The organism is Pantoea osteomyelitidis, assembly GCF_044342975.1.
GTDB classification, from domain to species: Bacteria; Pseudomonadota; Gammaproteobacteria; order Enterobacterales; family Enterobacteriaceae; genus Pantoea; species Pantoea osteomyelitidis.
This window is the reverse complement of record NZ_JBGFSN010000004.1, coordinates 1586208-1611619: the sequence shown is the minus strand read 5'-3', so window position 1 is coordinate 1611619 and position 25412 is coordinate 1586208. Positions and strand designations below refer to the sequence as shown.

The following is a 25412-nucleotide window of genomic DNA, read 5'->3' as shown; positions in this document are numbered from 1 at the left end:
TTTGTTAACGAAACAGCACCTCTGCCCAGCGCGCCAGACCGGCGGTGACCGAGCCGAAATCGTCACCGCTGGCGATTGGCGTCTGTGGCAGCTCCTGCTGAAGCGCGGCGCGTAACAGCGGCGAGCGTGCGCTGCCGCCGGTGAGATAGATCACATCTGGCCGCACGTCGCTGCTGGCCAGCGCCAGCTTCACCTGCTCCAGAATCCGCTCCAGCGGTTGGGCAATCGCCTCCTGCAACATCCCATTGGTAATCGTGGTCTGCAACATCGACGCGATAAACGGCAGCGACGCTTCGGTAGCGGCGCGGTCGCTCAGCGCGATTTTGCTCTCTTCCGCCGCACGCACCAGACGATAGCTCAACTTCTGCTGCCAGACTTTCAGCAGGCGCGCCACCATCTCGCTCTCCTGCGCATCGCGCACCAGATCGCGCAGCAGCTTGCCGCAGGCTGCCGAGTAAAACTCGCTCTGGGCTGGCACATCGTTGATCGCCACCGCGTTCCACCAGGGCAGCGCGGGCAAGGCGATCCCTTTTTGCGTATTGCCGCCGAGGCCCAGCAGCGGCATCAGGGTTTTAAACGCCAGCGTAATATCGAGATCGTTACCACCCACGCGACAGCCGCTGTGGCCCAGCAGGCTCTGCTGGCGATCGATTTTGTTGCGCCACTTTGGTCCCATCAACAGCATCGAGCAGTCGGTGGTGCCGCCGCCGATGTCTACCACCAGCACGCGCGTCTCTTTATCCAGCGTAGCCTCAAAATCGAGTCCGGCGGCAACCGGTTCAAACTGGAATTCCACCTCGCGGAAACCGGCACGTTGCGCCGCGCGCAGCAGAATGCCCTGCGCCTGCTGGTTGGCATCGCCGCCGCCGAGGCCCTGAAAGTTAATCGGACGGCCAATCACCGCCTGATCGATTGACTGCCCGAGCTGCGTTTCGCCCTGCTGACGAATATGCAGCATCATGGCGCAGACTAAATCTTCAAACAGGGCGATCTGCTGCGGCTTAAGTCCGCTGGCGCCGAGAAAGGATTTGGGGGATTTAACGAACCAGACATCTTCCGGCTCGTCCATATACTGTTGCAGCGCAGTGAGGCCAAATTTCACGCTGTCGGGCGTGACCTCAATATCCTCTTCGCGATTAAAGCGCAGGGCGCGTTGCAGCAGGGCGGTGGTTTCGCTGTCAGGCGTGGCGACGTGATGATGGCGATAGAGCCATTCGCTGATTGCTTCCCGCGTCGGCGCGCAGATCATCGAGGGCAGCAGCGTATCGCCATTTTCCAGCGCCAGCATGCGCGGCGTGCCGTTGTCCATCACCGCGACCGCACAGTTCGCCGTACCGTAATCAAAACCGATAAACATTTTACCCCCAGCAAGCGAGAAAAAAGGGGGCGACTTTAGCGCAGCTTGCGGCGGCTGGCAATCACTGAAGCGCCGCGGCTTCAGCTATGGCCGCCAGCCTGTGATTCCGTGATCGCGAGATCGGGAGAGAAAATCGCATACTGACCGCGTCCGCTGTGTTTGGCGTTGTAGCAGGCGATATCCGCCTGGGAGAGCACGTCGCTGCTCTGACAGTTCTGCGCGTCAATCTGCGTCAGACCGGCACTGGCGCCAACCTGATAGAGACGGCCCTGCCACTGGAAGCGGTAGCTGTTAACGGCCTCAACGATGCGCTGCACCACATTGCCAGCCTGATCGATATCACAGCCGGGCATCAGAAGCCCGAACTCATCGCCGCCGAGACGCGCGAGAAAATCGCTGCTGCGCAGCGTGCGCAACATCAGCTCAGAGAGTTCGCGCAGCAGGGCATCGCCGGCGGCGTGACCGGCGTTATCATTGACCGCCTTGAACCTGTCGAGATCCACAAACACCAGCACATGCTGATGCGGCGAGTCGGCGGCGTCTTTCAACAGACGCTTCAGCTGATGTTCAAAGCTGGCGCGGTTGGGCAGGCGCGTCAGCATATCGTGTGAAGCGCTGTAGCTCAGGTTCTTCAACAGTTTGCGCGACTCGCTGACATCCTGAATGACCATCACGGCGCCGATATCTTCACCCGCCAGCGTTTTCAGCGGGGCGATGCTGTAGTAAATGGCGAACCCTTCGCCGCTGCGATTGCTCAGCACCAGATCCTCATCGAAATCGGGTGTGATTTTCTGCGTCGGTAGCTGCTGAAGCCACTGGCTTTCAATCGCCGGTCCTTCCTGGCCCTGGGTAATGGTCAGCACGTCGCTCAGGGCGCGTCCGGCAGCCTCTTCCTGCGTCCAGCCGCTCATCTTTTCCGCCACCGGATTCATAAAGATCACGCGCATTTTATCATCCGTGCTGATCACCGCCTCGCCAATGGAGTCGAGGGTGATCATCATGCGCTCTTTTTCCTGATACAGCGCTTCGTTCAGGGCGCGCAGGTGAGTGATGTCCTGACAGATACCCAACATGCGCTCAATGCGCCCATCTTGAGTAAGAATGCGGTTCGCCTGGGTTCGGATATAGCGTGCGCCCTGCGGCAGATCGATACGGAACTCAAGATTGAAAGCGCTGCGCTGCTCAATCGCCTGCTGCACGGTCAGCGCGGCGTGCTGGCGCTCGCAGGGGTTCAGACGACTCAGCCAGAGATCGTAGCTGGGATGTTCGTGCTGGGTAACGTCATAAAGCGCATACATTCGTTTGTCCCAGCTCATTTCGCCGGTGACCAGGTTCCACTCCCAGACGCCGATGCCGCCCGCTTCGTTTGCCAGCGTAATGCGTTCCATCAGGCGACGGTTTACCTGCTCGCTCTGTTTCAGTTCAGAAATATCGATAATCTGAGAAATAAAATAGAGCGGCTGCTGGTGGGCATCGCTTACTAACGATACGGTCAGTCGCGCCCACACAATCTCGCCATTTTTACGAAAATAGCGTTTTTCCAGCGTATAGGAGGCAATTTCGCCGCTAAGGATTTTTTCGATCTGATGAAGATCGTTATCCAGATCGTCCGGATGAGTAATCTGCTGAAAATTGAGCTTTTTCAGTTCATCGGCGGGATAGCCCAGCGTCCTGCACAGCGACTGATTAACCTGTAGCCAGCTGCCCTGCGGCGAAACCAGCGCCATGCCGATAGCAGAATATTCCATGGCATGACGAAAGCGGGTTTCGCTCTCAGCGATATGGTTTTTCTCCTGGCGAAAGGCATCCATCACCAGCGCCATCATATGGCTGGGGATCAACACCAGCAAGAAGGGCAGCCACGGCGAGACGGTGTCGAACAGGGTATTATTTACCGTGATGGTGACCAGATTGAGCGCCAGCAACAGCGAAATCAGCGTGGCATTGGCGAAAAAGAGCAAGAAGGCTTCAAACTTCGGCAGCCGCACCGCGCACCAGAACAGAACCACAATGATAAAGGTAAAAGGCCAGGGCAGAAAGCGCAGGGAAAAGTAGCTGGCGCAAAGCGTGAGCAGCAACGTCACCAGGGTTTCAAACAGCCAGGGGCGGGGACCGGGACGGGACAGCGAAGGCCAGAGCAGCAGCACCGGACCCAGCGCCAGCATGCCGCTCACTTCGGAAATTATCCAGGTATAAAAAAAATGCTGCGAAGCCTGTCCGCTGATGTTGAGCATCCAGAGCGCGACAAGAGCGCCAAACAGCGGCGTGATGATACCTACCGAAACCAGGAAGCGGCACCAGCTTATTAATGAGTTTAGCGGGGCGCGGCGATCCAGCAACGCGCGCAGCAGCAGGCCGCCGACCACTGCCTGCACCCCGTTCAGCAGCGCATATTGCAGATTAGCCAGCGCCAGACCAAACATCAGCGCATTGGCCAGCGCGGTGGCGAGCATACAGCACACCAGGATCAGCGGCACGGCGCGCGAGGCGCAGCGAAACACCACGATGGTCATCAGCGTGGTGGAAAACCACAGCGGAGAAATATGGCCGCTTACCAGTACCAGTTTCAGACAAAACAGCGTAAGCAGAAAGCAGACTGCGCCTATCAGCAAGGCTGTCAGCCATCTGTTACGCCCTTCACCCCAGGTGGAAAAGAGTTCAAAGGGCATGCACGGATCCAGCAGTGCGCACCAATTCGCAACGGCGAAAAATGCGCCAGTTATTCATTTTCAGGCATGCTAGCACATCTGATATAAGAAGCCGCCGGCAATTCACTTTTTGCTGTTATTCGGCGGATTGATTGCGTCTTTGTTGAGACAATTCTCATTGTTGCAGGCGCCAGAGGTCGGCGCGCGTATAGGGTTTTTCCAGTCCGGCGAGGTCGGCGGAGAAGCGCTCAAGAAATTGTTGGGTGGTGGCAAGACGGCCATGCCCGATCAGCAGCAGCGGGACCAGAAAGGCGACGCCGATCTGCGGCCAGCTAAAGCCCTTTAACGCAGTCCGACGTTGAGAAATAAGAAATAGCGTGCTGAGGGTAAAGCCCAGCAGCAAACCGGCGGCCACTTCGCTTTTGGAGTGGGCGTGGATCACCAGACGCGAAAAGCCGACCATCAACGGGATCAGATAGCCAAGGCCGATAGCGAAGGCGCGCCAGAAAGCGGACCAGCGGCCCGAGATCAGCCACAGCATCACCGGCCACAGCGTGGCGGACATGGCGCTGTGGCCGCTGAAGCCGGTGAAGTTAAAGCGTGCGCTGCCGATGCCGAAGCCCAGAAACAGAATTTTCGACACGCTGACCAGCAGTCCGGCCAGGCCGAATGCCACCAGCCAATACCAGACCGTGCGGCGATTGTCGCTTTTCCAGGGCAGAATCAGTGCGATAATCACCGCTGTCGGGATCAGCAACATGCTGTCACCAAAGTAGGTTAAACTTTTCCAGGACATACTTTTCCTTGCTGTTCAGACAAACGCTGGGCCAACCAGTAGCGTTGCAACCTTTGCATCTGTCATAGTTTATCGATGATAGCATCAGGTTAAAAAGGGGAAATTCTGAAAAGCCACTGGCCGCATTTCTCTGGCATCAAAACCGTGAAATCCCTATAATTGCCGCCAACTCACCCTCTCATTTCGGCCCGTCTTCGCTGCGGTGAAAAACCATGCAGGGACAGGCTCCAGTTATCAGGTCTTAAAAAAGTATGAGTGACAAGTCTCATCAATGCGTGATTGTCGGCATTGCAGGTGCATCCGCATCCGGAAAAAGTTTAATCGCCAGCACGCTCTATCGTGAAATCCGTGATCAGGTCGGTGATGCGCATATCGGTGTTATTCCCGAAGATTGCTATTACAAAGACCAGAGCCACCTCACTATGGAAGAGAGGGTTAAAACCAACTACGACCATCCGAGCGCGATGGATCACGATCTGCTGTTACAGCATCTGCAGGCGTTGAAAGCGGGTCAGGATATTCACCTGCCGGTCTACAGCTACGTTGAGCATACGCGTACTCAGGAAAGCGTTCATCTGAAGCCGAAAAAGGTCATCATCCTTGAAGGCATTCTGCTGTTGACCGATGCGCGCCTGCGCGAAGAGTTAAACTTTTCTATTTTCGTCGATACGCCGCTGGATATCTGTCTGATGCGTCGCATGAAGCGCGACGTCAACGAGCGCGGACGCTCGATGGATTCGGTGATGAGCCAGTATCAGAAAACCGTGCGTCCGATGTTTCTGCAATTCATCGAGCCATCCAAGCAGTATGCCGATATCATTGTACCGCGCGGCGGAAAAAATCGTATCGCGATTGATATCCTCAAGGCGAAAATCAACCAGTTCTTTGAGTAACCGACGTCCGACAGGACGTGAAGCGCTGCGGCTGCCACGGCATGCAGCGGCTCTTGCTACACTAACGTTATGGAGTAACGGCGATGAGATTATGCGACCGCGATATTGAAGCCTGGCTCGACAGCGGAAAACTGGCGATTACGCCGCGTCCGCCAGTTGAACGCATCAACGGCGCCACGGTCGATGTGCGTTTGGGCAATCAGTTTCGTACCTTTAGCGGCCATACCGCGGCGTTTATCGATCTCAGCGGACCGAAACATGAAGTCAGCGCCGCGCTGGATCGCGTGATGAGCGACGAGATCGTTCTGCCGGAAGGGGAAGCGTTTTTTCTGCATCCGGGCGAGCTGGCGCTGGCGGTCACGCTGGAATCGGTGACCATTCCCGACGATCTGGTGGGCTGGCTGGATGGGCGCTCCTCGCTGGCGCGCCTTGGGCTGATGGTGCATGTCACCGCGCACCGTATCGATCCCGGCTGGCAGGGACGTATCGTGCTGGAGTTCTATAATTCCGGCAAGCTGCCGCTGGCGTTGCGTCCGGGCATGCTGATTGGTGCTCTGAGTTTTGAGCCGCTCTCCGGCCCGGCAGCGCGACCCTACAATCGCCGTGAAGACGCAAAATACCGGGGACAGCAGGGTGCTGTTGCCAGTCGTATCGATAAAGACTGAACCGAATTTGAGGATCGAATGAGAAGAGTGATAACCACGCTGGCCATCCTGTTTGTGGTGGTCGTCGCGGGAATGACCGCGCTGGTGCTGCTGGTAAATCCCAACGACTTCCGGGCCTATATGGTGCGTCAGGTGGAACAACGCAGTGGTTATCAGCTTCAGGTCAGCGGCAATCTTCGCTGGCACGTCTGGCCGAAGCTCAGCATTCTGGCCGGGCGTATGAGTCTGACGGCGCCAGGCGCGCCGGAGCCGATGGTGACGGCGGAGAATATGCGCCTCGACGTCGATCTGTTGCCTTTGCTTTCTCATCAGCTTAGCGTCAGTCAGGTAATGCTGAAAAATGCGGTAATACGTGCGACGCCTGAGAGCGCCGCGCGCAAGCCGCAAAATGCGCCGGTAGGGCCGCAGGATTCGGAAACCGCCTCGCCCGAGAGCGGCTGGACCTTTGATATTGGCCAGCTTAACGTTTCGGACAGTTTGCTTATCTGGCAACAGCCCGGCGGCGATGAAATTCACTTTCGCGATCTTAATCTCAGCCTTGAGCAAAACAGCCGTAAGCAGGCTGCGATTGAGCTGAGCTCGCGCATATCGCGCAATCAGCGCAATGCGGATTTGTCGCTGAAGGGCCAGTTAAACGCGGCGAACTATCCTCACCAGCTAACGGGTGAGCTGGAACAGCTAAATTACACGCTTTCCGGCGCTGGCCTGCCTGCGCAGGGCATCAAAGGTCAGCTCAGCCTGAAAGGAGAGTGGAGCGGCGATACACAACGTTTTCGTTTTTCGCAGCTACAGCTCAGCGCCAATGACAGCGCATTGCAGGGCAGCGCCGAAGGCAGCCTGAAAGCGCCGCAAACTTACGCGCTCAATCTGCACGCGTCTGAGCTAAATCTCGATAATTTGTTAAGCAACACGGTTGTGCAGCAAACGGGCGAACAGCGGGCAAACGTCGCCCAGGCGCCGGTGATTGCTGAGCCGCGGGCGCGCAACAATGAAGATTCTCTACTCAACGGGATGAATCTCGCCTTAACCCTGGCAGCGGATCATGCCGCCTGGCGCGGGCTGGCGCTGAACAATTTGCAGCTGGCGGCGAACAGCCAGCGTGGTTTGATTACGCTCAGCACGTTACAGGGACAGCTCGGGGCGGGGCATTTTTCTCTGCCCGGCACGATTGATATCCGCCGTCCGGTTACGCATGTCACGCTGCAACCTCAGCTCAGCGAGATCGCCCTGCAACCCTTGCTGAAAGCGCTGGCGCTGCCGGAAAGCGTTCAGGGCACGCTGAGCCTGTCGGGCCAGCTGACGGGCGATGAGCTCAGCCTTGAGGCAGCGCAACGCCAGTGGCAGGGCAGTGCGGAGATGCAACTGAAGAATGTCCAGCTGACGCAGTTCAATCTGCAACAGCTGGTGCGTCGCGCCGTTGAGCGTGCCAGCAATCGCGTCAGCAGCGATGAGCCGAATGAACAAAGCATTCAGCAACTGGCCGGTCATGCGAACCTGAATCAGGGCGTGGTGACCTTCAACCAACTGAACGGCAACGGCAACAGGCTGTCGCTACAGGGTGGCGGGCAGGTTAACCTGACGCAAAGAGCGCTCGATGTGACGTTAGGCGTGACGCTGGGCGGCTGGAAAGGCGATGAAAAACTGGTGGCGGCGCTTTCACAGCAGGCGATTCCGCTGCGGCTATACGGCAGCTGGGATGACGTGCAGTACAGCTTACCGGTGGATCAGGTTTTACGGCAACAGCTGCAGGACGAGGCGAAATCGCGTCTTAACCAGTGGCTTGACCGTCAGCCGCAGAATAATAAAACCGACGATCTGAAAAAGCTGCTGCGTCCCTGATAAATTTTATTCATACCGGTTCAGCGCGGCTGAACCGGTATGGGTTTCAGGCTTCGGCTTCAGGTCGATTCAGATGTACAATCTCCACTTTCTGCACCCGATGATTTTCCACCTGCAACGTGCGCAGCAGATAATCGCCGAGTTGTAACTCCTCCCCTTCCTGCGGAATATGTTGCAGGCGATCCATCAGCAGACCGGCAAGCGTATGGTAGCTACGCTGTTCATCCAGCGGTAACCTGACATAAGTCACCACATCCTCCAGCGCCATATGTCCGTTGGCGACCCAGCAGCCTGGGCTGACCTGACGGATATCGTGGCGCGCATCGTTCTCTTCTTCCTGATTCGGTAAATTACCGGCGATGGTTTCCATTAAATCGCTCAGCGTCACCACGCCCTCGACGGAACCGAACTCATCCACGACAAAAGCGAAGTGCGTGCGTCCCTGACGAAACTGCTCCAGCGCCTGCAGCAGCGTCAGGCGTTCAGGAAACACCAGCGGCTGACGGATCAGCCCACGCAAATTCAGTGAGTTTTCGTGCAGGGCGTGATGAAGCAGGTCAATAATGTGCACCACCCCCAGCGGCTCTTCGCCCTTTTCCGTGATAAGGATGCGCGTATGCTGATTGCGATCGAGCTGTGTCATGATGACGTCCGGGGCGTCACTGAGATCGATATGCTCAACGTCATGGCGCGAGGTCATAATTGTGCTTATATGACGCTGGCCTAAACCCAGCACGCGGGCAATCATGCGCCGTTCCTGACGGTTGAAAAGGGCATTTTCGCCGCTGTCGGCAACCAGGGAGGCGGTACCGGCATCCAGCTCTGCGCGATCCGCCTCGCCGCGCAGCAGGCGCAATACCGTTTCTGCCGTACGCTGGCGCAGCGGCCGACCGGCCGAAAGAAAGCGCCTGCGGTTAAACTGCGCCAGCTGATTGAAGGCCTCAATAATCACCGAGAAGCCGATCGCGGCATAGAGATACCCTTTGGGAATGGCGAAGCCCAGCCCTTCCGCGATCAGGCTGAAGCCAATCATCAGCAAAAAGCTCAGACAGAGAATAACGATAGTGGGATGGCTGTTGACGAAGCGCGTCAGCGGCTTGCTCGCCAGCAGCATCAGCAAAATGGCAATGGTCACGGCGACCATCATCACCGGCAGGTCATTGACCATGCCAACCGCAGTAATCACCGCATCCAGCGAGAAAATGGCGTCCAGCACCACAATTTGCGCCACCACTGGCCAGAATTTAGCGCCGCCTTTTTGTTGGTTTCCCTCGTCGTCGTCGCCTTCAAGTCGGCTGTTGAGTTCGGTGGTGGCTTTGAACAGCAGAAAAACGCCGCCGAAGAACAGGATAAGATCGCGTGCGCTGAAAGCGTGGTTCAGCAGCGTCACCAGCGGTTGCGTAAGCGTTACCAGCCCGGAGAGCGAGGCGAGCAACACCAGACGTGAGCCAAGGGCAAGCAGCAAACCGATAACGCGCGCCCGATCCCGCGCTTTACCGGAAAGTTTTTCCACAAGAATGGCGATAAAAACCAGATTATCGATGCCCAGTACCAGCTCAAGAACGATAAGCGTAATCAACCCAGCCCAGAGAGACGGATCCAGGATCCAGTCCAGCATGTTTTATCACCTTAATGTAAAAATAAGCTCATTCTTATGATAGTGAACCCGCGCCACGGGTACAAATAGCACCCAAACCGAGAATAACCGCCTGGACGATGGTGCTAAGACATTTGGCCGGATATTTACGCAAGCAGGGAAATATCTGAAAAAGGGTAAAAGATAAATCTGAATTGCACATTCCCGATAGTGGAAGGTGTATGACTATGGGACATTTCAAAGAGAATTTTACCAAAAGTTTATATGGAATAATTCTGATTTTTACCTGAAAAAAACAGTGCTCCGGGCACTATCAATACTTATCACTGGTAGTCTTTTTCCTAAAGTAGCGCAGGGATGGAAGGGCCTACTTGTAAACAAGCCAGTAATAACTAGTATAGCAACGTGTTAGTAAATATCTGCGCCGGTGTTGTTAATAGCGCGCGGATTCAGCTTTTGATGTTGTGAATTGTGATCATTTTCTGGTTTACGCGATGATTCGTGCGCGTTTATCAGCAACGCAGATGAGAAAAATATGTGCAGGAGAGCGGTATTGGCAGCGACAGCCAAGGGCGGTAGCGTGTCTGAAATGCTTTCTCTGCTGAATAATCAACCAGTTCTTTTCTGCGTAAGTCAGAGTAATCTGTTGGTCTTTATCACAGTTTTCTTGTTTAAGTAATAAAGAAGACTGGCATAAACGCCAGGCGCTTCTCATCAGCAGAGATATACACCTGAGATTCATTATCGCTCACTTATTGCACAGGCTTAAGGTGTTACGGGTTTAAGGAAAATAAAATAAAGAGTTCAATATGCGCGATACCGATTTCACATTAAAAAGTCTTATTACCAAATTGCTGTTGGCGTGTTCAGATTTAATTCTTTTCAATGCCGCGTTATTTATCGCTCTGGCGCTTATTAATATGCTGCCGAATTCCCCGCTGGCAGATATTTCTGAAAAGGATCTGAATTCAAAAATACTTACCCATATTTGTCTCTCGGTTATTTGTGTAGGTTGGTTCTGGGTCAGGTTGCGTCATTTCACCTACCGCAAACCTTTCTGGTTTGAACTGAAAGAAGTTTTTCGTACCATCCTGATTTTTTCTATTATCGATTTATCGATCGCCGCTTTATCGCAGTGGCAAATGTCGCGTTTCGTCTGGTTATTGACCTGGCTTCTGGCGCTGATGTTTATTCCGCTGGGACGTGCGTTGTCAAAACGGGTATTGAATAATTACGGCCTGTGGAAAAAGCAGACCATTATTATCGGCAGCGATAAAAACGCCCGCGAAGCCTGGCAGGCGTTACAAAGCGACGAAGTTATGGGATTCGACGTGGTGGCCTTTTTTGACGTCGATGGTTCCTGCTCGCAAACCAGCTTGTTTGGCGTGCCGGTGCTGACCGATGAAGAGGCGCTATGGCAGCTGAAAAACAGCGAAACGCAATTTATCGTCGCGGTTGAATTTGAACAGAGTCAGCACCGTGACAGCTGGCTGAAAAGCCTGGCGATGCATAACTGCCGTTCCGTGTCGGTGATCCCTACGCTGCGCGGGGTTCCGCTCTACGGCACCGATATGGCCTATATTTTCAGCCACGAAGTGATGATTCTGCGCGTCAATAATAATCTGGCGAAACGGACCTCGCGCTTCCTGAAAAGAGCGTTCGATATTGTTGGCGCGCTGGCGATTATTATTATGCTGCTGCCTGCGCTGCTGGTGCTCGGCTTTATGGTGGGGCGTGATGGCGGACCGCCGATTTACGGTCATGAGCGCGTGGGTATGAACGGTCGCAAATTTAAATGTCTGAAGTTCCGCTCGATGGTGATTAATTCCAAAGAGGTGCTGGAAGAGGTATTGCGTACCGATCCTGTCGCTCGCGCCGAGTGGGATAAAGACTTTAAACTGAAAAACGATCCCCGGATTACCAAAGTCGGCCATTTCATTCGTAAAACCAGCCTGGATGAACTGCCGCAGCTGTGGAATGTGGTGCGCGGCGATATGAGCCTGGTGGGTCCGCGTCCGGTGATTGAAGATGAGCTCTGCCGTTATGCCGGTGACGTCGATTATTATCTGATGGCAAAACCCGGCATGACGGGATTATGGCAGGTGAGCGGACGTAATGATGTGGATTATGAAACCCGCGTCTATTTTGACTCGTGGTACGTAAAGAACTGGTCACTGTGGAATGACATCGCCATTCTCTTTAAGACCATTGGTGTAGTGCTTAAGCGCGACGGCGCTTATTGACAGGCAGTAAACAGGGCGTGGAACAGGCCTCGCCCTGCGGGTAAATGCCGGTGTTGGGCGTGTCTTAAAACTGATAACTGCCATTATCGGGGACGCAAGCGCATTATTCTTGAACAATAAATAATGCGTTTTTATTCATGTCGCTCTGTTTAACGGCGACAGCATAAGAAGATAGGGAGCAAATGATAATGAAGCACAGTTTCAGTGCCTGAACTGACCTTTTATTTTGTTAGACGCTACACAGCGGCGTTCTCGCCTCTATCAATCAATAACTGATAGCGATGATCCCAATATGATTACAATGAAAATTAAATTGATACCTTTATTGGTATCCGCCACTTTTCTCGCCGGATGTACTGTCGAACCCGGCAGTCATCTCTCCACGAGCGGAAAAAATGTCATTGAACAGCCAGACAGCAATTACGATATCGATAAATACGTTAACGTCTTTCCTTTATCGCCACGTTTAGTTGAATCGATGCGGCCGAAACCGGTCGTCGCTCAGGCAAATCCATTGCTGCAGCAAGAGATCCAGAATTATGAATATCGGGTAGGCGTTGGCGATGTTATCAACGTCACCGTCTGGGACCATCCGGAACTCACCACGCCAGCGGGCCAGTACCGCAGCGCCAGCGATACCGGCAACTGGGTTCACTCTGACGGCACCATCTTCTATCCCTATATCGGCAAAGTACGCGTTGCCGGGCGCACCGTATCGGATATCCGTACGGAAATCGCTCGTCGTCTGGCGCAGTATATCGAAAGCCCGCAGGTTGACGTCAGCGTCGCTTCGTTCCGTTCGCAGAAGGCGTACGTGACCGGCTCGGTGACCACTTCAGGGCAGCAGCCGATTACCAACGTGCCGCTGACCATTCTCGACGCGATTAACGCCGCAGGCGGTCTGGCGGCAGACGCCGACTGGCGCAACATTATTCTGACCCATAACGGGCAGGAGCAGCGCGTATCGCTGCAGGCGCTGATGCAGAATGGCGATCTCACCCAGAACCATCTGCTCTACCCTGGGGACATTCTGTTTGTTCCGCGCAACGACGATCTGAAAGTCTTTGTGATGGGTGAAGTGACGCAGCAAGCCACCCTGAAAATGGATCGTAGCGGGATGACGCTGGCCGAAGCGCTGGGCAATGCGCAGGGCATCAGCCAAATCAGCTCCGATGCCACCGGCGTCTTTGTTATTCGCCCGATTCGCGGCGCGAACCGCAACAAAATCGCCAATATCTATCAGCTTAACGTGAAAGATGCCGCGGCGATGGTGATGGGTACGGAATTCCAGCTGGAACCTTACGACATCGTGTATGTCACCTCGACGCCGCTTACCCGTTGGAACCGTGTGATTTCGCAGTTACTGCCGACCATCGCGGGTATCGACGATGTGACGTCAAGCATCAGTCGTATCAAAGATTATTAATGATCAAGGCTTGAGATGATTAATTCTGTGTTAGTTGTCTGCGTGGGCAACATCTGTCGCTCTCCTACCGGCGAGCGGTTGTTCAAACGGGCACTTCCTGACAAACGGGTCGCGTCGGCGGGGCTGGGCGCCCTGGCCGGTTATCCTGCCGATCGGACGGCCAGTGAAGTGGCGGCCGAACATGGTCTTTCGCTCGATGGACATCAGGCACAGCAGTTAACGGCACGTATGTGTCGTGAATACGATCTGATTCTGGTGATGGAGAAAAATCATGTCGAGCAGGTTAACCGTATTGACCCAGCCGCGCGTGGCAAAACCATGTTGCTTGGGCACTGGCTCAACCAACAGGAAATAGCGGACCCGTACAGAAAGAGTCGTGAGGCCTTCGAAGGCGTTTACGGATTACTGGAAAACGCTACCCAGAAATGGGTCAACGTATTAAGCCGATAGTTGGGATTATCCATGAATATAAAAAACAAGGTTATGACCGCGCCGAAAGAGGATTCATCGGGATGGGATCTGGCGCATCTTGTGGGACAGCTTATTGATCACCGCTGGATCATTGTTGCGGTTACCGCCTTCTTTATGTTGGTCGGTACGCTCTACACACTCTTCGCAACGCCGATTTACAGTGCCGACGCGCTGGTGCAGGTAGAGCAAAAAAACTCCAGCACGGTGCTTACCGATCTGCAGGATGCGCTGCCTCCTACCCCCGCCTCTGATACGGAAATCGAAATCGTTCAGTCGCGTATGGTTATCGGTAAAACGGTGGACGACCTGGGCCTCGATACCGTCGTGGAACAGAACTACTTCCCGATAATTGGTAAAGGCCTGGCGCGTCTGATGGGCAACAAGCCGGCCAATATCGCTATCTCGCGCCTGGAAATCCCTCGCTCCTTTGACAAACGCAATGTGGAGCTGGAGGTCAACAGCCCGACCAGCTATACCATCACCAAAGATGGTGATGAGCTGTTTAAGGGACGGGTAGGGCAGCTGGAGCAGCATGGCGATGTCGCCATCCTGGTGAGCGGCATCGAAGCGGACGAAGGCACCAGCTTTACCGTGACCAAGCTGAACAATCTGCAGGCGATCAATATGGTGCTGTCGAACCTGACGATTGCGGATAAAGGCAAAGATACCGGCGTGCTGGGTCTGACCTATCAGGGTGAAGACCCGGAGCAGATCAGCAAGGTTTTGAATCAGATCGTGAATAACTATCTGCTGCAAAACGTGGAGCGTAAGTCGGAGCAGGCGCAAAAGAGTCTCGACTTCCTGCGTAACCAGCTGCCGGCGGTACGCAGCAAGCTGGACGAAGCGGAAGATAAGCTGAACACTTTCCGCCGCCAGAATGAGTCGGTGGATATGTCGCTGGAAGCGAAATCCGCCCTGGATTCCGCCGTCAGCGTCCAGAGCCAGCTGAACGAACTGACCTTCCGTGAAGCTGAAGTGCAACAGCTGTTTACCAAGGATCACCCGACCTACCGCGCCTTGCTGGAAAAACGCAAAACGCTGGAAGGCGAGCAGGCGCAGCTGAATAAACGCATTTCCCAGATGCCGCAGACGCAACAGGAAATTCTGCGTCTGACCCGCGACGTTCAGTCCGGTCAGGAAATCTATATGCAGCTGCTGAACCGTCAGCAGGAGTTGGGTATCAGCAAGGCGAGCACCGTCGGCGATGTCCGTATCATCGACCGCGCTGAAACCGGCAACTCCACGGTTGCGCCGAAAAAGATGCTGATCATCCTGGCGAGCCTGATTTTAGGTCTGGCGCTCTCCATGGGGCTGGTGCTGCTGAAGGCGCTGTTCCATCACGGCATCGAAAACCCGGAGCAGCTGGAAGAGCTGGGCATGAACGTCTATGCCAGCGTGCCGCTCTCGGAATGGCAGCGTAAGAAAGATACCGAAGCGCTGGCCCGCCGCGGCAACAAGGTGAAAAGCGATCCGCACGATACGCTGCTGGCGCTGGGCAATCCCACCGACCTTTCCATTGAAGCGATTCGTAGTCTGCGTACCAGCCTGCACTTCGCCATGATGGAAGCCAAGAACAACATTCTGATGATTACCGGCGCCAGTCCGGGTATCGGTAAAACCTTTATCTGTTCTAACCTGGCGACGCTGGTGTCAAAAGCGGGTCAGCGCGTGCTGTTCATCGATGGCGATATGCGTCGTGGCTATACGCATGAGCTGTTGGGCGCGGAAAACAAGACGGGTCTCTCCAATGTGCTCTCCGGCAAAACGGAGTTCAGCCCGGCGATGATTCAGCGCGGCGTCTGGGGCTTTGATTTCCTGCCGCGCGGTCAGGTGCCGCCGAACCCCTCAGAGCTGCTGATGCATCGTCGCATGGGCGAACTGCTGGAGTGGGCGAGCAAGAATTACGATTTAGTGCTGATCGATACGCCGCCGATTCTGGCCGTGACCGATGCCTCTATTATTGGCAAGCTGGCGGGCACCTCGCTGATGGTGGCGCGTTTCGAAACCAATACCACCAAAGAGATTGATGTCAGCTTTAAACGCTTTGCCCAGAACGGCATTGAAATTAAAGGAGTCATCCTCAACGCCGTGGTGCGTAAGGCCGCGAATGCCTATGGCTATGGTTACGACTACTACGAATACAATTACGGCAAAGATGTGAAGAGCTGATGAGGCTGTGACATCAACAGCGCGGGCCGGCATATCCGGCCCGTTTTTTTCCTCAGGTTCTGTTAATCCCTACCCCTTTTGTTAAGACGTTAAAAGGTGCTGGCAATGAAGGATATCCGCTTTTCAATAGTCATTCCGGCGTATAACGCATCGGAATCGATCGTCACGACGCTGGATTGTGTAAAAGCACAAACGTATCGCAACTTTGAAGTGATCATCGTGGACGATAAATCCAACGATGCCGCTGAACTGGAAAAGGTTGTTAAAAGCGAGCGTTACCGGGAGCTGGATATTAATCTGGTGCTTTCCGATATCAAGCTGAATGGCGCCGGCGCGCGTAATAAAGGCATTGAGCTGGCGCAGGGCGACTATATCAGTTTCCTCGATGCGGATGATGAGTGGCGCGCCGATAAGCTGCAGCTCGCGTTTGAAAAAATTACTCAGCTGGAAGCCGAGGGCAGAAGCCGCTTTGTGCTCTATAGCCAGGTCAATATCTATCAGGATGGCCGCTTCCTGAAGGTGATGCCGATGCAGCCGCCGGGCAAAAATGAGACCGTCGCCGAATATCTCTTTGGCTGCTACGGCTTTATTCAGACCAGCACCATTGTTCTGAAGCGTGAAGATGCGGAGGCGATCAAATTCGATACGCGCTATATCCGCCATCAGGATTATGATTTCTGTATTCGCGCCGATCGTATGGGCTACGATTTCATTATGGTTGCCCAGCCGCTGGCGAATTATCATCTGGTGACGAAGTTTGGTTCCAAACATAAAGGTGAATCGGTCAAATATTCAATTTTCTGGTTGGATACCATGAAGCCTTATCTGACACAGCGCGATATTCATACCTATAAAGCTTTTAAGCTGCCGCTAAGGTATAAAATGGATGGCAATTCGCTGATGGCCAGTCTGAGCTTTGCCCGCTACTTCTTTCTGACCAATAAAGATAATCGCGCTTATTTTATGCACCGTCTGAAAGATAAGGTCAGAGCGCGCTTCAGCGGTAAAAAAGCGATCTCCTGATCGTGAAATCAGCCCACTTCTTTTTCAATTGCTCCTGCACAGGGGCAATTTTTACGTCACATTTTCCGCTCAGGTATGCAGATGAATAATCACGTTGGCACCGTTGGCATTGTCATTCCAATGTATAACGCACGTCAGACTATTTTACGTGCGCTACAATCGGTCATTGATCAGACCTATTCCGACTGGCATATCTATCTGATTAATGACAAATCCACCGATGACTCACTCGCCTTTGTGCGCGAGCATTGTCAGGACGCGCGTATTACCCTGCTGGATAACGAGGTAAACCTCGGCGCGGCGGAGACCCGCAACGTCGGGCTGCGCGCGGCAAAAGAAGAGATCATCGCGTTTCTCGACAGCGACGATCAGTGGCATCCCGAAAAGCTGGCCGAACAGGTCGCTGCGATGGCCGCTGGCGATAATTTTGTTATTACCCATTATCACTACAAAACCAAAAACGCCGATCACGATATCACCTACAGCAAACCTTATCTTCAGCAGGAAAACTTCGTCAAAAAACAGTATCGCGTCTGCTTTTCATCGGTTTGTTTTCGCCGACCGCCGCAGGGTCTGTTTTTCCAACGTAAAGGACACGAAGATTTTCTCTTCCTTTATGAGCTGTTCAGCCGCTATAAACAGGCGCGCGTCATTCAGAAAACCCTGGTCAACTACTACGAGCTGGGGGATTCCCTCTCCCGCAACAAAAACAAAGCCGCGAAGTGGCATCTTGAATTATTAAGAATTATCTATAAAAACAATCCCTTAAAAATCTATTATTATTACGGCTGGTATATGGTGAACGGTGTACTGTTTACCCTGAAACATCGATAAAGCACGTTTTCGGGATGGTGTTTTTTTTCTTTTTGAGGTGGATGGCTGTTCATGAAAAAAATAGTCCTGGTGATCAAAGATGCTTATTCGTACGCGGGTACGGAAAACATCTGTAACTTTATGTCTGAATGTCTCGGCGAAACGCACAACGTCACCATTTATTCCCTGGAGGGAAGCGGGAAAACCTTTTATCCCTTTGAGCGCGTCAAAGAAATTGTCAGCTTTGCCGGGCACAACAACCCGATCAAAAGCATTGTGAAGCGCATCCATGACGAAGATTTCGATACCGTTTTCCTGATCAGCATGGGCCGCCTGAGCGTGATGTTCGCCTTCTGGAGCCTGCTCTCGATGAAGAAAAAGCGCGCCAAAGCCTATGCCTGCGAGCATATCGCCATCAACTCCTTCAGCAAGCCGATCAAATTCCTCAAATATCTGCTGCTGCGCTATTACGACCGGGTGATTGTTCTGACCGACAAAGATCATCAGGTATTTAGCCGCTGGCGCATCCCCAGTCTGCAAATCCCCAACCCGGTGGTATACAAAGCCTTTCAGCGTCAGAACCGCAGCCGCCAGGCGCTGGCGGTAGGACGTCTTGACCATCAGAAAGGGTTCGATCTGCTGCTCGATATCTGGCGCGACTTTGCCAAAACCCATCCTGACTGGACGCTGGTGATTGCCGGCGACGGCGAGCTGCGCCAGCAGCTGCAGGATCAGGCGGCGACGCTGGGCATCAGCGACAGCGTTAACTTCGTCGGCAAGGTCAGCAATATCAACGATTACTACCGCGGCAGCGACATGGCGCTGATGACCTCGCGCTATGAAGGCTTGCCGCTGGTGCTGCTGGAGGCGAAATCCTGGTCGCTGCCGGTGGTTGCCTATGACTGCCCGACCGGCCCGCAGGAGATCATCAATCATGGCGAAGACGGGTTTCTGGTGCCGATGAACGACAAAGCCGCTTTCCTGGCGCGGATGGATCAGCTGGCAAGCGACGATTCACTGTTTTACGCCATGAGCGAGAAAACCAAAGTTACCGCATTGAAATTCGATGGTAACGAGATAAAGCAGAGCTGGCTGGCCCTGGTTTGATACCAGGCAGCGGCTGAGATTTTGCCTTTCGCGACATGCCTCTGGGGACACCTTTATGCCCTGCGCGGGGCTCACTGACCACGGGATTTGATGCATGAAAAGAAGAGAAGTCTTACAAACGGCGGCCTCCTCCCTTGTTGCCGCGCTGTCCGTTAGTACCTTTTCCAGCTTTGCGGCAAAAAATGGTTCAGTTTCACTGAAAGAGGTCAGCCCGTCGGATGTTCCGAAAGGCGATGTGCCGATCCTGACGCCGGAAAATATCTACACCATGCCGCCGCAGTTCTGGCAGCGCTTCGAAGGCAAATTATGGATCGGCAAAGCGGGCAGCGATCCCAGCAAAGCCGGGAATCAGATTCCGGTTTACCTGCGTGACGCCACCGGCAAGGTGTCGCAGATCGAACAGCCTGTGGCGCTGAATAAAGGCAACTTTGCCCGCTTTATTCATGATAATGCCGCGCTGATTGCCGATCCCGCCCATTCCATGGCGGTCTATGACAACAACGGCGAACAGCTGTTTTACATTCCTGACGTGACGCGACCCAACGGCAGCGATTTCAGCCAACGGCTGGCGCAACCCAGCGGCTATCAGCTGATCGGCGAACTGCCCTCCGTTGAGGAGCTGCGCAAAACGCGCCCGCTGTTTGAAGGCGCCAAGATCAAGCTGAAAAGCTGGCACGAGGGGCTGGAGGTCGGCGGCGGCGAGTTTATCGGCAGCTACGCTCAGGGAAAAGATGACGGCGGCGTGATCTTCAGCGGCAACGGTTTTCACTGGCGTCGCGTGGTGGATGATTATAACCGGCTGACGCTGTTTGATTTCGGCGCTATCGCCGACGGTAAAACCGACAGCGCGCCCGCCATCAAGGCGATGTATCAGTGGTCGCAGGATACCAATCAGCAGATTTGCATCCAGTTTCCGGCCGGCGCCTTTTTCGTCTCTGAATGTGACTTCAGCAAAGAGTACCGCGGCTTTTTCCGTATCTCCGGGGCGATGGTGAACTTCGGCTATTTCCCGGCCACCACGCTGGTTTCGGACGGTAAATCGCCGTTTGTGTTTCAGGTGAATGCGCGCTGGGTAGAAATCTCGAACCTGATCTTTAACGGCAACGTGGATAAGCATCCCAACCGTCAGGGATTGTTTCGCAATACCTGTGCCGGCGGCCAGTTCTTTCGCGGCGCCTGCCTGCGTTTCAGTTTCGTCGGCGGCACGGCGATCAGCTTGCAGGATACCCTCGACTGTAAAATCGACCAGTGGTACGCCTCGCGCTGCACCGGCGACGTGATCCAGGCGGGCTGGTCCAACGCGCCACAAGGCAACTGGAACCACAGCACGGCGATTGAACTGTCAAATTTCAACGCACAGCACTGTAGCGGCGGTATGGTGCTGAACCTGCCGCGTTGTAGCCAGTCGCTGATTCATAACGGCTGGATTGAGCACACGGAAAATCCGGGCGACATCTCCAACGGCCAGTGGATTATCGACGCGTTGAGCCTGGAAGATTGTAAAAATCCGCTGATTGCCCATAACTCGCGTCTGAATATGCGTCAGACCAATTTGCAATCGGGAAGCTGGATCGATAACTCGCGTCAGGGCGAAAGATGGCTCAGCGCCTGGGAGCAAGGCTCAACCCGCGTGGAGTCGTACGGCGTCGCTATCGACGGCAGCCTGAAGTACAACTACATCACCTCGCGTCACCGCATCGTCAACAATACCAATCAGGAAAGCTGGTATGAACTGGGGAATCTTTACTCCCCTGACGTTGGCGATAGCTGGGAGATTGAGATTTTCGGTCAGTCGCAGTTCAACAACGGCAGCGATGACCAACCCCTGATGGATGTGGTCAACGGCAAGGCGACCGGCGGCCGCGCGCTGATCCATCTTCAGCGCAAGAAAAACAAGGCGGAGGCCAGCTGGTCGGCAGAGGGTTCCTCGCCGGTTCTGGAGGTGCGTTACGTAACGGAGCATGACACCGATACGCGCCTGTTTATCAAACTGGCGGGCTGGATGCCTTCCGCCGTGGTGCTGATGAAAACCACAGCGAAAGATCGCTTTGTTGCGGGCCGCTGCGCGCGCTTTGACAGCAAAATGCAGCCTGGCAATCCGCCTTCCGGCGCAAACACCCATGCTGCGCCGCAGCGCTTCAGCCTGCACAACGGCAAAGCGGGCATTGGCGGAAACGAGCAGGGCGATCTGCTGCTGGCGTCGCGCAAGCTGAGCGCCGATCAGGTGGATACCAGCAAACCGCAAGGCTACGTGTCGGTGGTGATCAACGGCCAGCAGTGCGCCATTCCTTACTTCGCCCTGAAATCCTGAGGAGTCTGACCAGCTTAACCCGCATTACCGTATTATCAGCCGCTGACAGGAACGCGGCTGTGATTGAAGGGATACTCCTTTGGGCAATTGCGCCCGTTGTTATGTTTGAAATCAGAGCTCACTTTGCCAGATCGGAAATGGCGACCTGTAAAATTACAAAAATTTTTCTGGAGTCTTTAATGAAGATTTTATTAGTTGGTAACCATACGTGTGGAAATCGTGGGGATGGCGCGATTCTCCGGGGTCTGATTGACTCACTGAAATTAGCTCGCAGTAATTTAGACATTGATGTTATTAGCCGTTATCCAACTAGCTCCGGTTATTTGCTTCAGCAGAATATTCAGCAGGATACGCTCTATTTGCATAACCGCAAATCAGCGAAAGGTCTGGTCGGCACCATCAAGCGTAAAGTCGCCAATCGCCTGATGCCGAAAATCATGATGGCGCATCTGGGCAAAGGCGGCGTCTGGAAGTCGTTTGCCGTGCCGCCGCATCTGCAGCGCTTTACCAAAAGTCTGGAAAAGTATGACGCCATTATTCAGGTGGGCGGCTCCTTTTTCGTCGATCTCTATGGCGTGACGCAGTTTGAGCACGCGCTCTGCGCCCTGATGGCAAACAAGCCGCTGCATATGATTGGTCACAGCGTAGGGCCGTTTCAGAATCAGCGCTTTAACGAGCTGGCGAACTTTATTTTCGAGCGCGTCGATACGCTGGTGCTGCGCGAAGAGGTCAGCCACGATCTGATGAAGAAAGACGGCATTACCACCACCAAGGTGAAGTCGGGCGCCGACACCGCATTTCTGGTGCGCGCGCGCGCGGTAGACGCGCCCAGCCACAATCTGGAGCACTGGAAAAACATTATCAGCGCGCGCAAGACGATAGCGATTACCGTGCGCGAGCTGGCGCCGTTCGATAAACGTCTGGGCGTTACGCAGCGGGAGTACGAGGCGGCATTTGGTCGCGTGATTAACGCGATGATTGCCGAAGGTTATCAGGTAGTGGCATTCTCTACCTGCACAGGCATTGATAGCTATGCCAAAGACGATCGTATGGTTGCGCTGACCTTGCACGATCATGTGGATCAGCCCGAGCATTACCACGTCATCATGGATGAGTTTAACGACCTTGAACTGGGTATCCTTTTAAGCCACTGTCATCTGACCATTGGTACTCGCCTGCATTCCGCTATCATTTCTATGAACTTCGGCACCCCGGCTGTTGCCATCAACTATGAGCATAAATCGCTGGGCGTGATGAACCAGCTCGGCCTGCCGCAAATGGCAACGGACGTGAAAAGCCTGATGGACGGCTCTCTGATCGCCAAAGTGCAGACTATCCTCACAGATTATGACAACATCAAGCGGCAGGTTAACGAGGCCGTGGAAAAGGAAAGGGACGTCGGTAATAAGATCACTGAAGATATTCTCAAAGTATTAGGGTGATGTAATGAAACTGACATTTTTCACCATGCGTTTCCCGGTTGCCTCTGAGACATTCGTTCTGAATCAGGTAACCTACTTTATCGATGCCGGACATGACGTTGAGATTATCTCAGTGTTCCCGGGCGATATGGTGAATCGTCATGCGGCCTTCGATGAATATGGTCTGGCGCAGAAAACGCACTATCTGTTGCCGGATGAAAAAGTCTCGAATCTCGACAAGCTCAACCAGCGCTTGAAGCTGGTGCTGCCCAAAGTCGCCAAACCGGCACTGCTTCGCTCGCTCAATGTGCGCCGTTACGGCGCGCAGTCCAGCAAGCTGCTGCTGCCCTCCATCGTGGCCAACGCCAGCCAGACTTTTGTCGCTGATGTTTTTCTGGTGCATTTCGGCTACGCCGGCGCGCTGGCCAACAAGCTGCGCGAACTCGGCGTGCTGGAGGGCAAACAGGCCACTGTTTTCCACGGCGCCGATATCTCACGTCGTCATATTCTCGAAGAGCACAAGCTCGACTACGTTAATTTGTTCGCCCAGAGCGAGCTGATGCTGCCTATCAGCTATCTGTGGCAAAACAAGCTGATTGAGATGGGTTGCCCGCCGGAGAAGATTCATGTGACGCGTATGGGCATTGAGCCGGAGAAATTCAATTTTCAGCCCCGTCAGGGTTTTCATTCGCCGCTGCGCATCGTTTCGGTGGCGCGCCTCACGGAGAAGAAAGGGCTGGATGTGGCGGTGAAGGCGAGTGAAATTTTGCAGGCGCGCGGCGGTCAGTTCGAATACACCATCATCGGCAATGGCGAGCAGGAAGAGATGCTGCATGAACATATCGCCCGCGCCGGTATGGAAGAGAGCGTGAAAATGCCGGGCTTTAAGCCGCAGGATGAGATCCGCCAGGCGCTGAACGAGGCGGATATTTTCCTGCTGCCGTCGAAAACCGCGGCGGACGGCGACATGGAAGGTATTCCGGTAGCGCTGATGGAAGCGATGGCGGTGGGGCTGCCGGTGGTTTCCACCGTGCACAGCGGGATCCCTGAACTGATTGAGAATAATGTTTCCGGCTGGCTGGTGCCGGAAGACGACGCCGATGCGCTGGCGGAGACGCTGCTGCAACTCTCGCAGGGCGACATCGACGTGGCTCCGGTTGTGGCGGCGGCGCGCCACAAGGTGGAAACGGAGTTCAATCAACATATCGCCTATGGCGAACTGGCACAAATTCTGGAGCGACTGGCGTGAGTGGATTCAAGTCACAGGCGATATGGTTGTTTGGCAGTACCTGTTTCTCCGCTGTTTTGCAGGTGTTGCAGCTGAGCGTGCTGGCGCGCAAGCTGGAGGCGCATGAGCTGGGGCTGCTGGCGATCATCAACGCTATTCTGGCGGTGGCGGGCGTGCTGCAGGATATGGGTATGAGCAGCTATCTGGTTCATCGTCAGGAAATTACCCGTCGCGAGCAGAGCACCATCTACTGGGTAAACGTCTCGCTGAGTCTGGGAGCAGGGCTGGTATTGATCGCGATCGCCTGGCCGGTCGCCTGGTTTTATCATTTGCCGGAACTGGTCGGCCTGATTACTCTTTCCAGCCTGAACTTTTTGGTGCTTGGTCATCTCTCTCAGTACCAGGCGCACTTCATTAAAACCAAGCGCATGGTGATGCTGGCTAAAATTGAGATGGCGACCAAGCTGTTTGCCTTTCTCTGCACCGTCGCGATGCTCTATTTTACTTCTCTTACCGTGGCAGCGGCCATTCTCGGCCTGTTCATCAATGCCTTTACCCGCATTCTCTGCATGATCGCCTTTGGTGAGAAATCCTGGCGGCCAACCTGGGAGTTCGACAAGCAGACCTTTTTCAGCGCGGTGCGCTACGGCATTTATCAGCTCGGCTCGCAGACCATTAACCAGCTGCGCACCCAGGCGGATGCGCTGATTGTGGGCAAAGTGATGGGCGCAGAGATGCTCGGCGTGTACTCGCTGGCGAAAGAGCTGGTTTTGCAGCCGCTGAAGCTGGTGTCGCCGGTTATCAACCGCCTGGCGCTGCCACGTTTCGCCGAGAAGCAGCATGAGCCGGAGCAGCTACAAAAACTGTTCCTGAAGGGCACGCTGGCCATCATGTTATTCAGCAGCCTGATGTATCTGGCTATCGGCATCCTTTCGCCGGTTATCGTCCGTGTGCTTTACGGGGCGTCTCATGAGCAGGTCTATCACCTGATTCCGCTAATGCTGCTGTTTGGCATGCTGCGTCCGATGGGCGGCCTGACCGGCGCGATTTCTCAGGCGAACGGCAGAACCAATGTCGAGTTTTACTGGAATATCGTGGCGAGCCTGGTGGTGCTGGGCGTGCTGGCGACCACCTTTATCTGGCCGAACGTGCTTTATGTGGCGTTGACGCTCTCAATCTCGCAGGTATTGATCTCGGCGTTTGCCCACCCGTTCTTTATCAAGCCGGTAATCGGTATCCGCTTTATACCCTATGCGCGCCAGTGGGTGTCGGTATCGGTGGTGTTCGTTGCTTTGATGTTGCTGGTGAATCATTTCAATCTGTTCATTATGCCGCAATGGTTTGAAGGCTGGCTGTAACTGACCGGAGAGAGACGATCGGCAAGATTGTCTCTCAGAATCTTTGG

At 54.4% G+C, this 25412-nt stretch carries 18 protein-coding genes; 14 read left to right on the top strand and 4 right to left on the bottom strand.

Features of this window, described 5'->3' with window-relative positions; all coding sequences use genetic code 11:
* Positions 1-4: 4 nt before the first annotated feature.
* From yegD to ABU178_RS12665, 3 genes are all read right to left on the bottom strand, one after another.
* Positions 5-1357, bottom strand: a complete 1353-nt coding sequence (gene yegD, locus ABU178_RS12675) for a molecular chaperone (protein ID WP_397215323.1) — start codon at positions 1355-1357, stop codon at positions 5-7.
* An 80-nt stretch (positions 1358-1437) separates the two neighbouring features.
* Positions 1438-4026 carry a diguanylate cyclase gene (locus tag ABU178_RS12670; protein ID WP_397215321.1) on the bottom strand — a complete coding sequence of 863 codons (2589 nt, stop codon included), beginning with the start codon at positions 4024-4026 and terminating at the stop codon, positions 1438-1440.
* A gap of 154 nt (positions 4027-4180) precedes the next feature.
* Entirely contained in the window at positions 4181-4801 is a 621-nt protein-coding gene (locus ABU178_RS12665) for a phosphatase PAP2 family protein (RefSeq protein ID WP_397215319.1), read from the bottom strand.
* A gap of 251 nt (positions 4802-5052) precedes the next feature.
* On the opposite strand from ABU178_RS12665, the gene udk reads away from it, so the two are divergent.
* From udk to asmA, 3 genes are all read left to right on the top strand, one after another.
* Positions 5053-5694 carry a uridine kinase gene (gene udk / locus ABU178_RS12660; protein ID WP_397215317.1) on the top strand — a complete coding sequence of 214 codons (642 nt, stop codon included), beginning with the start codon at positions 5053-5055 and terminating at the stop codon, positions 5692-5694.
* Positions 5695-5777: 83 nt separating this feature from the next.
* Entirely contained in the window at positions 5778-6359 is a 582-nt protein-coding gene (gene dcd / locus ABU178_RS12655; RefSeq protein ID WP_312240086.1) for a dCTP deaminase, read from the top strand.
* Positions 6360-6377: 18 nt separating this feature from the next.
* Positions 6378-8198 carry an outer membrane assembly protein AsmA gene (asmA, locus tag ABU178_RS12650; RefSeq protein WP_397215315.1) on the top strand — a complete coding sequence of 607 codons (1821 nt, stop codon included), beginning with the start codon at positions 6378-6380 and terminating at the stop codon, positions 8196-8198.
* 46 nt (positions 8199-8244) lie between these two features.
* Here asmA and ABU178_RS12645 read toward each other — a convergent pair whose 3' ends face one another.
* Entirely contained in the window at positions 8245-9816 is a 1572-nt protein-coding gene (locus ABU178_RS12645) for a TerC family protein (RefSeq protein WP_397215313.1), read from the bottom strand.
* Positions 9817-10604: 788 nt separating this feature from the next.
* Here ABU178_RS12645 and wbaP point away from each other — a divergent pair.
* The 11 genes from wbaP (at position 10605) to ABU178_RS12590 (ending at position 25365) form a co-directional block, all read left to right on the top strand.
* Positions 10605-12038: an undecaprenyl-phosphate galactose phosphotransferase WbaP gene (wbaP, locus tag ABU178_RS12640; RefSeq protein ID WP_397215311.1), complete on the top strand. Its 1434-nt coding sequence runs from the start codon at positions 10605-10607 to the stop codon at positions 12036-12038.
* A 292-nt stretch (positions 12039-12330) separates the two neighbouring features.
* Positions 12331-13464 (top strand): polysaccharide export protein, encoded by a 1134-nt coding sequence (locus ABU178_RS12635; protein ID WP_397215309.1) that lies wholly within the window; start codon positions 12331-12333, stop codon positions 13462-13464.
* 15 nt (positions 13465-13479) lie between these two features.
* Positions 13480-13914, top strand: coding sequence for an arsenate reductase/protein-tyrosine-phosphatase family protein (locus tag ABU178_RS12630; protein WP_397215307.1), 435 nt, complete (start codon positions 13480-13482; stop codon positions 13912-13914).
* A 12-nt stretch (positions 13915-13926) separates the two neighbouring features.
* Positions 13927-16104 carry a tyrosine-protein kinase Wzc gene (gene wzc, locus ABU178_RS12625; RefSeq protein WP_397215305.1) on the top strand — a complete coding sequence of 726 codons (2178 nt, stop codon included), beginning with the start codon at positions 13927-13929 and terminating at the stop codon, positions 16102-16104.
* Positions 16105-16209: 105 nt separating this feature from the next.
* On the top strand, positions 16210-17127 hold the full coding sequence (locus tag ABU178_RS12620) for a glycosyltransferase family 2 protein (protein WP_397215303.1): 918 nt from the start codon (positions 16210-16212) through the stop codon (positions 17125-17127).
* An 81-nt stretch (positions 17128-17208) separates the two neighbouring features.
* Positions 17209-17961, top strand: a complete 753-nt coding sequence (locus ABU178_RS12615) for a glycosyltransferase family 2 protein (protein WP_397215300.1) — start codon at positions 17209-17211, stop codon at positions 17959-17961.
* A gap of 51 nt (positions 17962-18012) precedes the next feature.
* Positions 18013-19047 carry a glycosyltransferase family 4 protein gene (locus ABU178_RS12610; protein ID WP_397215298.1) on the top strand — a complete coding sequence of 345 codons (1035 nt, stop codon included), beginning with the start codon at positions 18013-18015 and terminating at the stop codon, positions 19045-19047.
* A gap of 94 nt (positions 19048-19141) precedes the next feature.
* Positions 19142-21358: a phage tailspike protein gene (locus ABU178_RS12605; RefSeq protein WP_397215295.1), complete on the top strand. Its 2217-nt coding sequence runs from the start codon at positions 19142-19144 to the stop codon at positions 21356-21358.
* Positions 21359-21537: 179 nt separating this feature from the next.
* Positions 21538-22800 carry a colanic acid biosynthesis pyruvyl transferase WcaK gene (gene wcaK, locus ABU178_RS12600; protein WP_397215293.1) on the top strand — a complete coding sequence of 421 codons (1263 nt, stop codon included), beginning with the start codon at positions 21538-21540 and terminating at the stop codon, positions 22798-22800.
* Positions 22801-22804: 4 nt separating this feature from the next.
* A complete protein-coding gene (locus ABU178_RS12595) occupies positions 22805-24028 on the top strand; it encodes a glycosyltransferase (RefSeq protein WP_397215292.1) in 1224 nt (407 codons plus the stop codon).
* Positions 24025-25365, top strand: coding sequence for a lipopolysaccharide biosynthesis protein (locus ABU178_RS12590; protein WP_397215290.1), 1341 nt, complete (start codon positions 24025-24027; stop codon positions 25363-25365). The genes ABU178_RS12595 and ABU178_RS12590 overlap by 4 nt, the downstream gene beginning before the upstream one ends.
* Positions 25366-25412: the final 47 nt, after the last annotated feature.

What these genes read in the sequence shown, in the direction of transcription:
- yegD (WP_397215323.1), bottom strand. Translation starts at nt 1,357, where the DNA reads ATGTTTATCGGTTTTGATTACGGTACGGCGAACTGTGCGGTCGCGGTG.
- ABU178_RS12670 (WP_397215321.1), bottom strand. Translation starts at nt 4,026, where the DNA reads ATGCCCTTTGAACTCTTTTCCACCTGGGGTGAAGGGCGTAACAGATGG.
- ABU178_RS12665 (WP_397215319.1), bottom strand. Translation starts at nt 4,801, where the DNA reads ATGTCCTGGAAAAGTTTAACCTACTTTGGTGACAGCATGTTGCTGATC.
- udk (WP_397215317.1), top strand. Translation starts at nt 5,053, where the DNA reads ATGAGTGACAAGTCTCATCAATGCGTGATTGTCGGCATTGCAGGTGCA.
- dcd (WP_312240086.1), top strand. Translation starts at nt 5,778, where the DNA reads ATGAGATTATGCGACCGCGATATTGAAGCCTGGCTCGACAGCGGAAAA.
- asmA (WP_397215315.1), top strand. Translation starts at nt 6,378, where the DNA reads ATGAGAAGAGTGATAACCACGCTGGCCATCCTGTTTGTGGTGGTCGTC.
- ABU178_RS12645 (WP_397215313.1), bottom strand. Translation starts at nt 9,816, where the DNA reads ATGCTGGACTGGATCCTGGATCCGTCTCTCTGGGCTGGGTTGATTACG.
- wbaP (WP_397215311.1), top strand. Translation starts at nt 10,605, where the DNA reads ATGCGCGATACCGATTTCACATTAAAAAGTCTTATTACCAAATTGCTG.
- ABU178_RS12635 (WP_397215309.1), top strand. Translation starts at nt 12,331, where the DNA reads ATGATTACAATGAAAATTAAATTGATACCTTTATTGGTATCCGCCACT.
- ABU178_RS12630 (WP_397215307.1), top strand. Translation starts at nt 13,480, where the DNA reads ATGATTAATTCTGTGTTAGTTGTCTGCGTGGGCAACATCTGTCGCTCT.
- wzc (WP_397215305.1), top strand. Translation starts at nt 13,927, where the DNA reads ATGAATATAAAAAACAAGGTTATGACCGCGCCGAAAGAGGATTCATCG.
- ABU178_RS12620 (WP_397215303.1), top strand. Translation starts at nt 16,210, where the DNA reads ATGAAGGATATCCGCTTTTCAATAGTCATTCCGGCGTATAACGCATCG.
- ABU178_RS12615 (WP_397215300.1), top strand. Translation starts at nt 17,209, where the DNA reads ATGAATAATCACGTTGGCACCGTTGGCATTGTCATTCCAATGTATAAC.
- ABU178_RS12610 (WP_397215298.1), top strand. Translation starts at nt 18,013, where the DNA reads ATGAAAAAAATAGTCCTGGTGATCAAAGATGCTTATTCGTACGCGGGT.
- ABU178_RS12605 (WP_397215295.1), top strand. Translation starts at nt 19,142, where the DNA reads ATGAAAAGAAGAGAAGTCTTACAAACGGCGGCCTCCTCCCTTGTTGCC.
- wcaK (WP_397215293.1), top strand. Translation starts at nt 21,538, where the DNA reads ATGAAGATTTTATTAGTTGGTAACCATACGTGTGGAAATCGTGGGGAT.
- ABU178_RS12595 (WP_397215292.1), top strand. Translation starts at nt 22,805, where the DNA reads ATGAAACTGACATTTTTCACCATGCGTTTCCCGGTTGCCTCTGAGACA.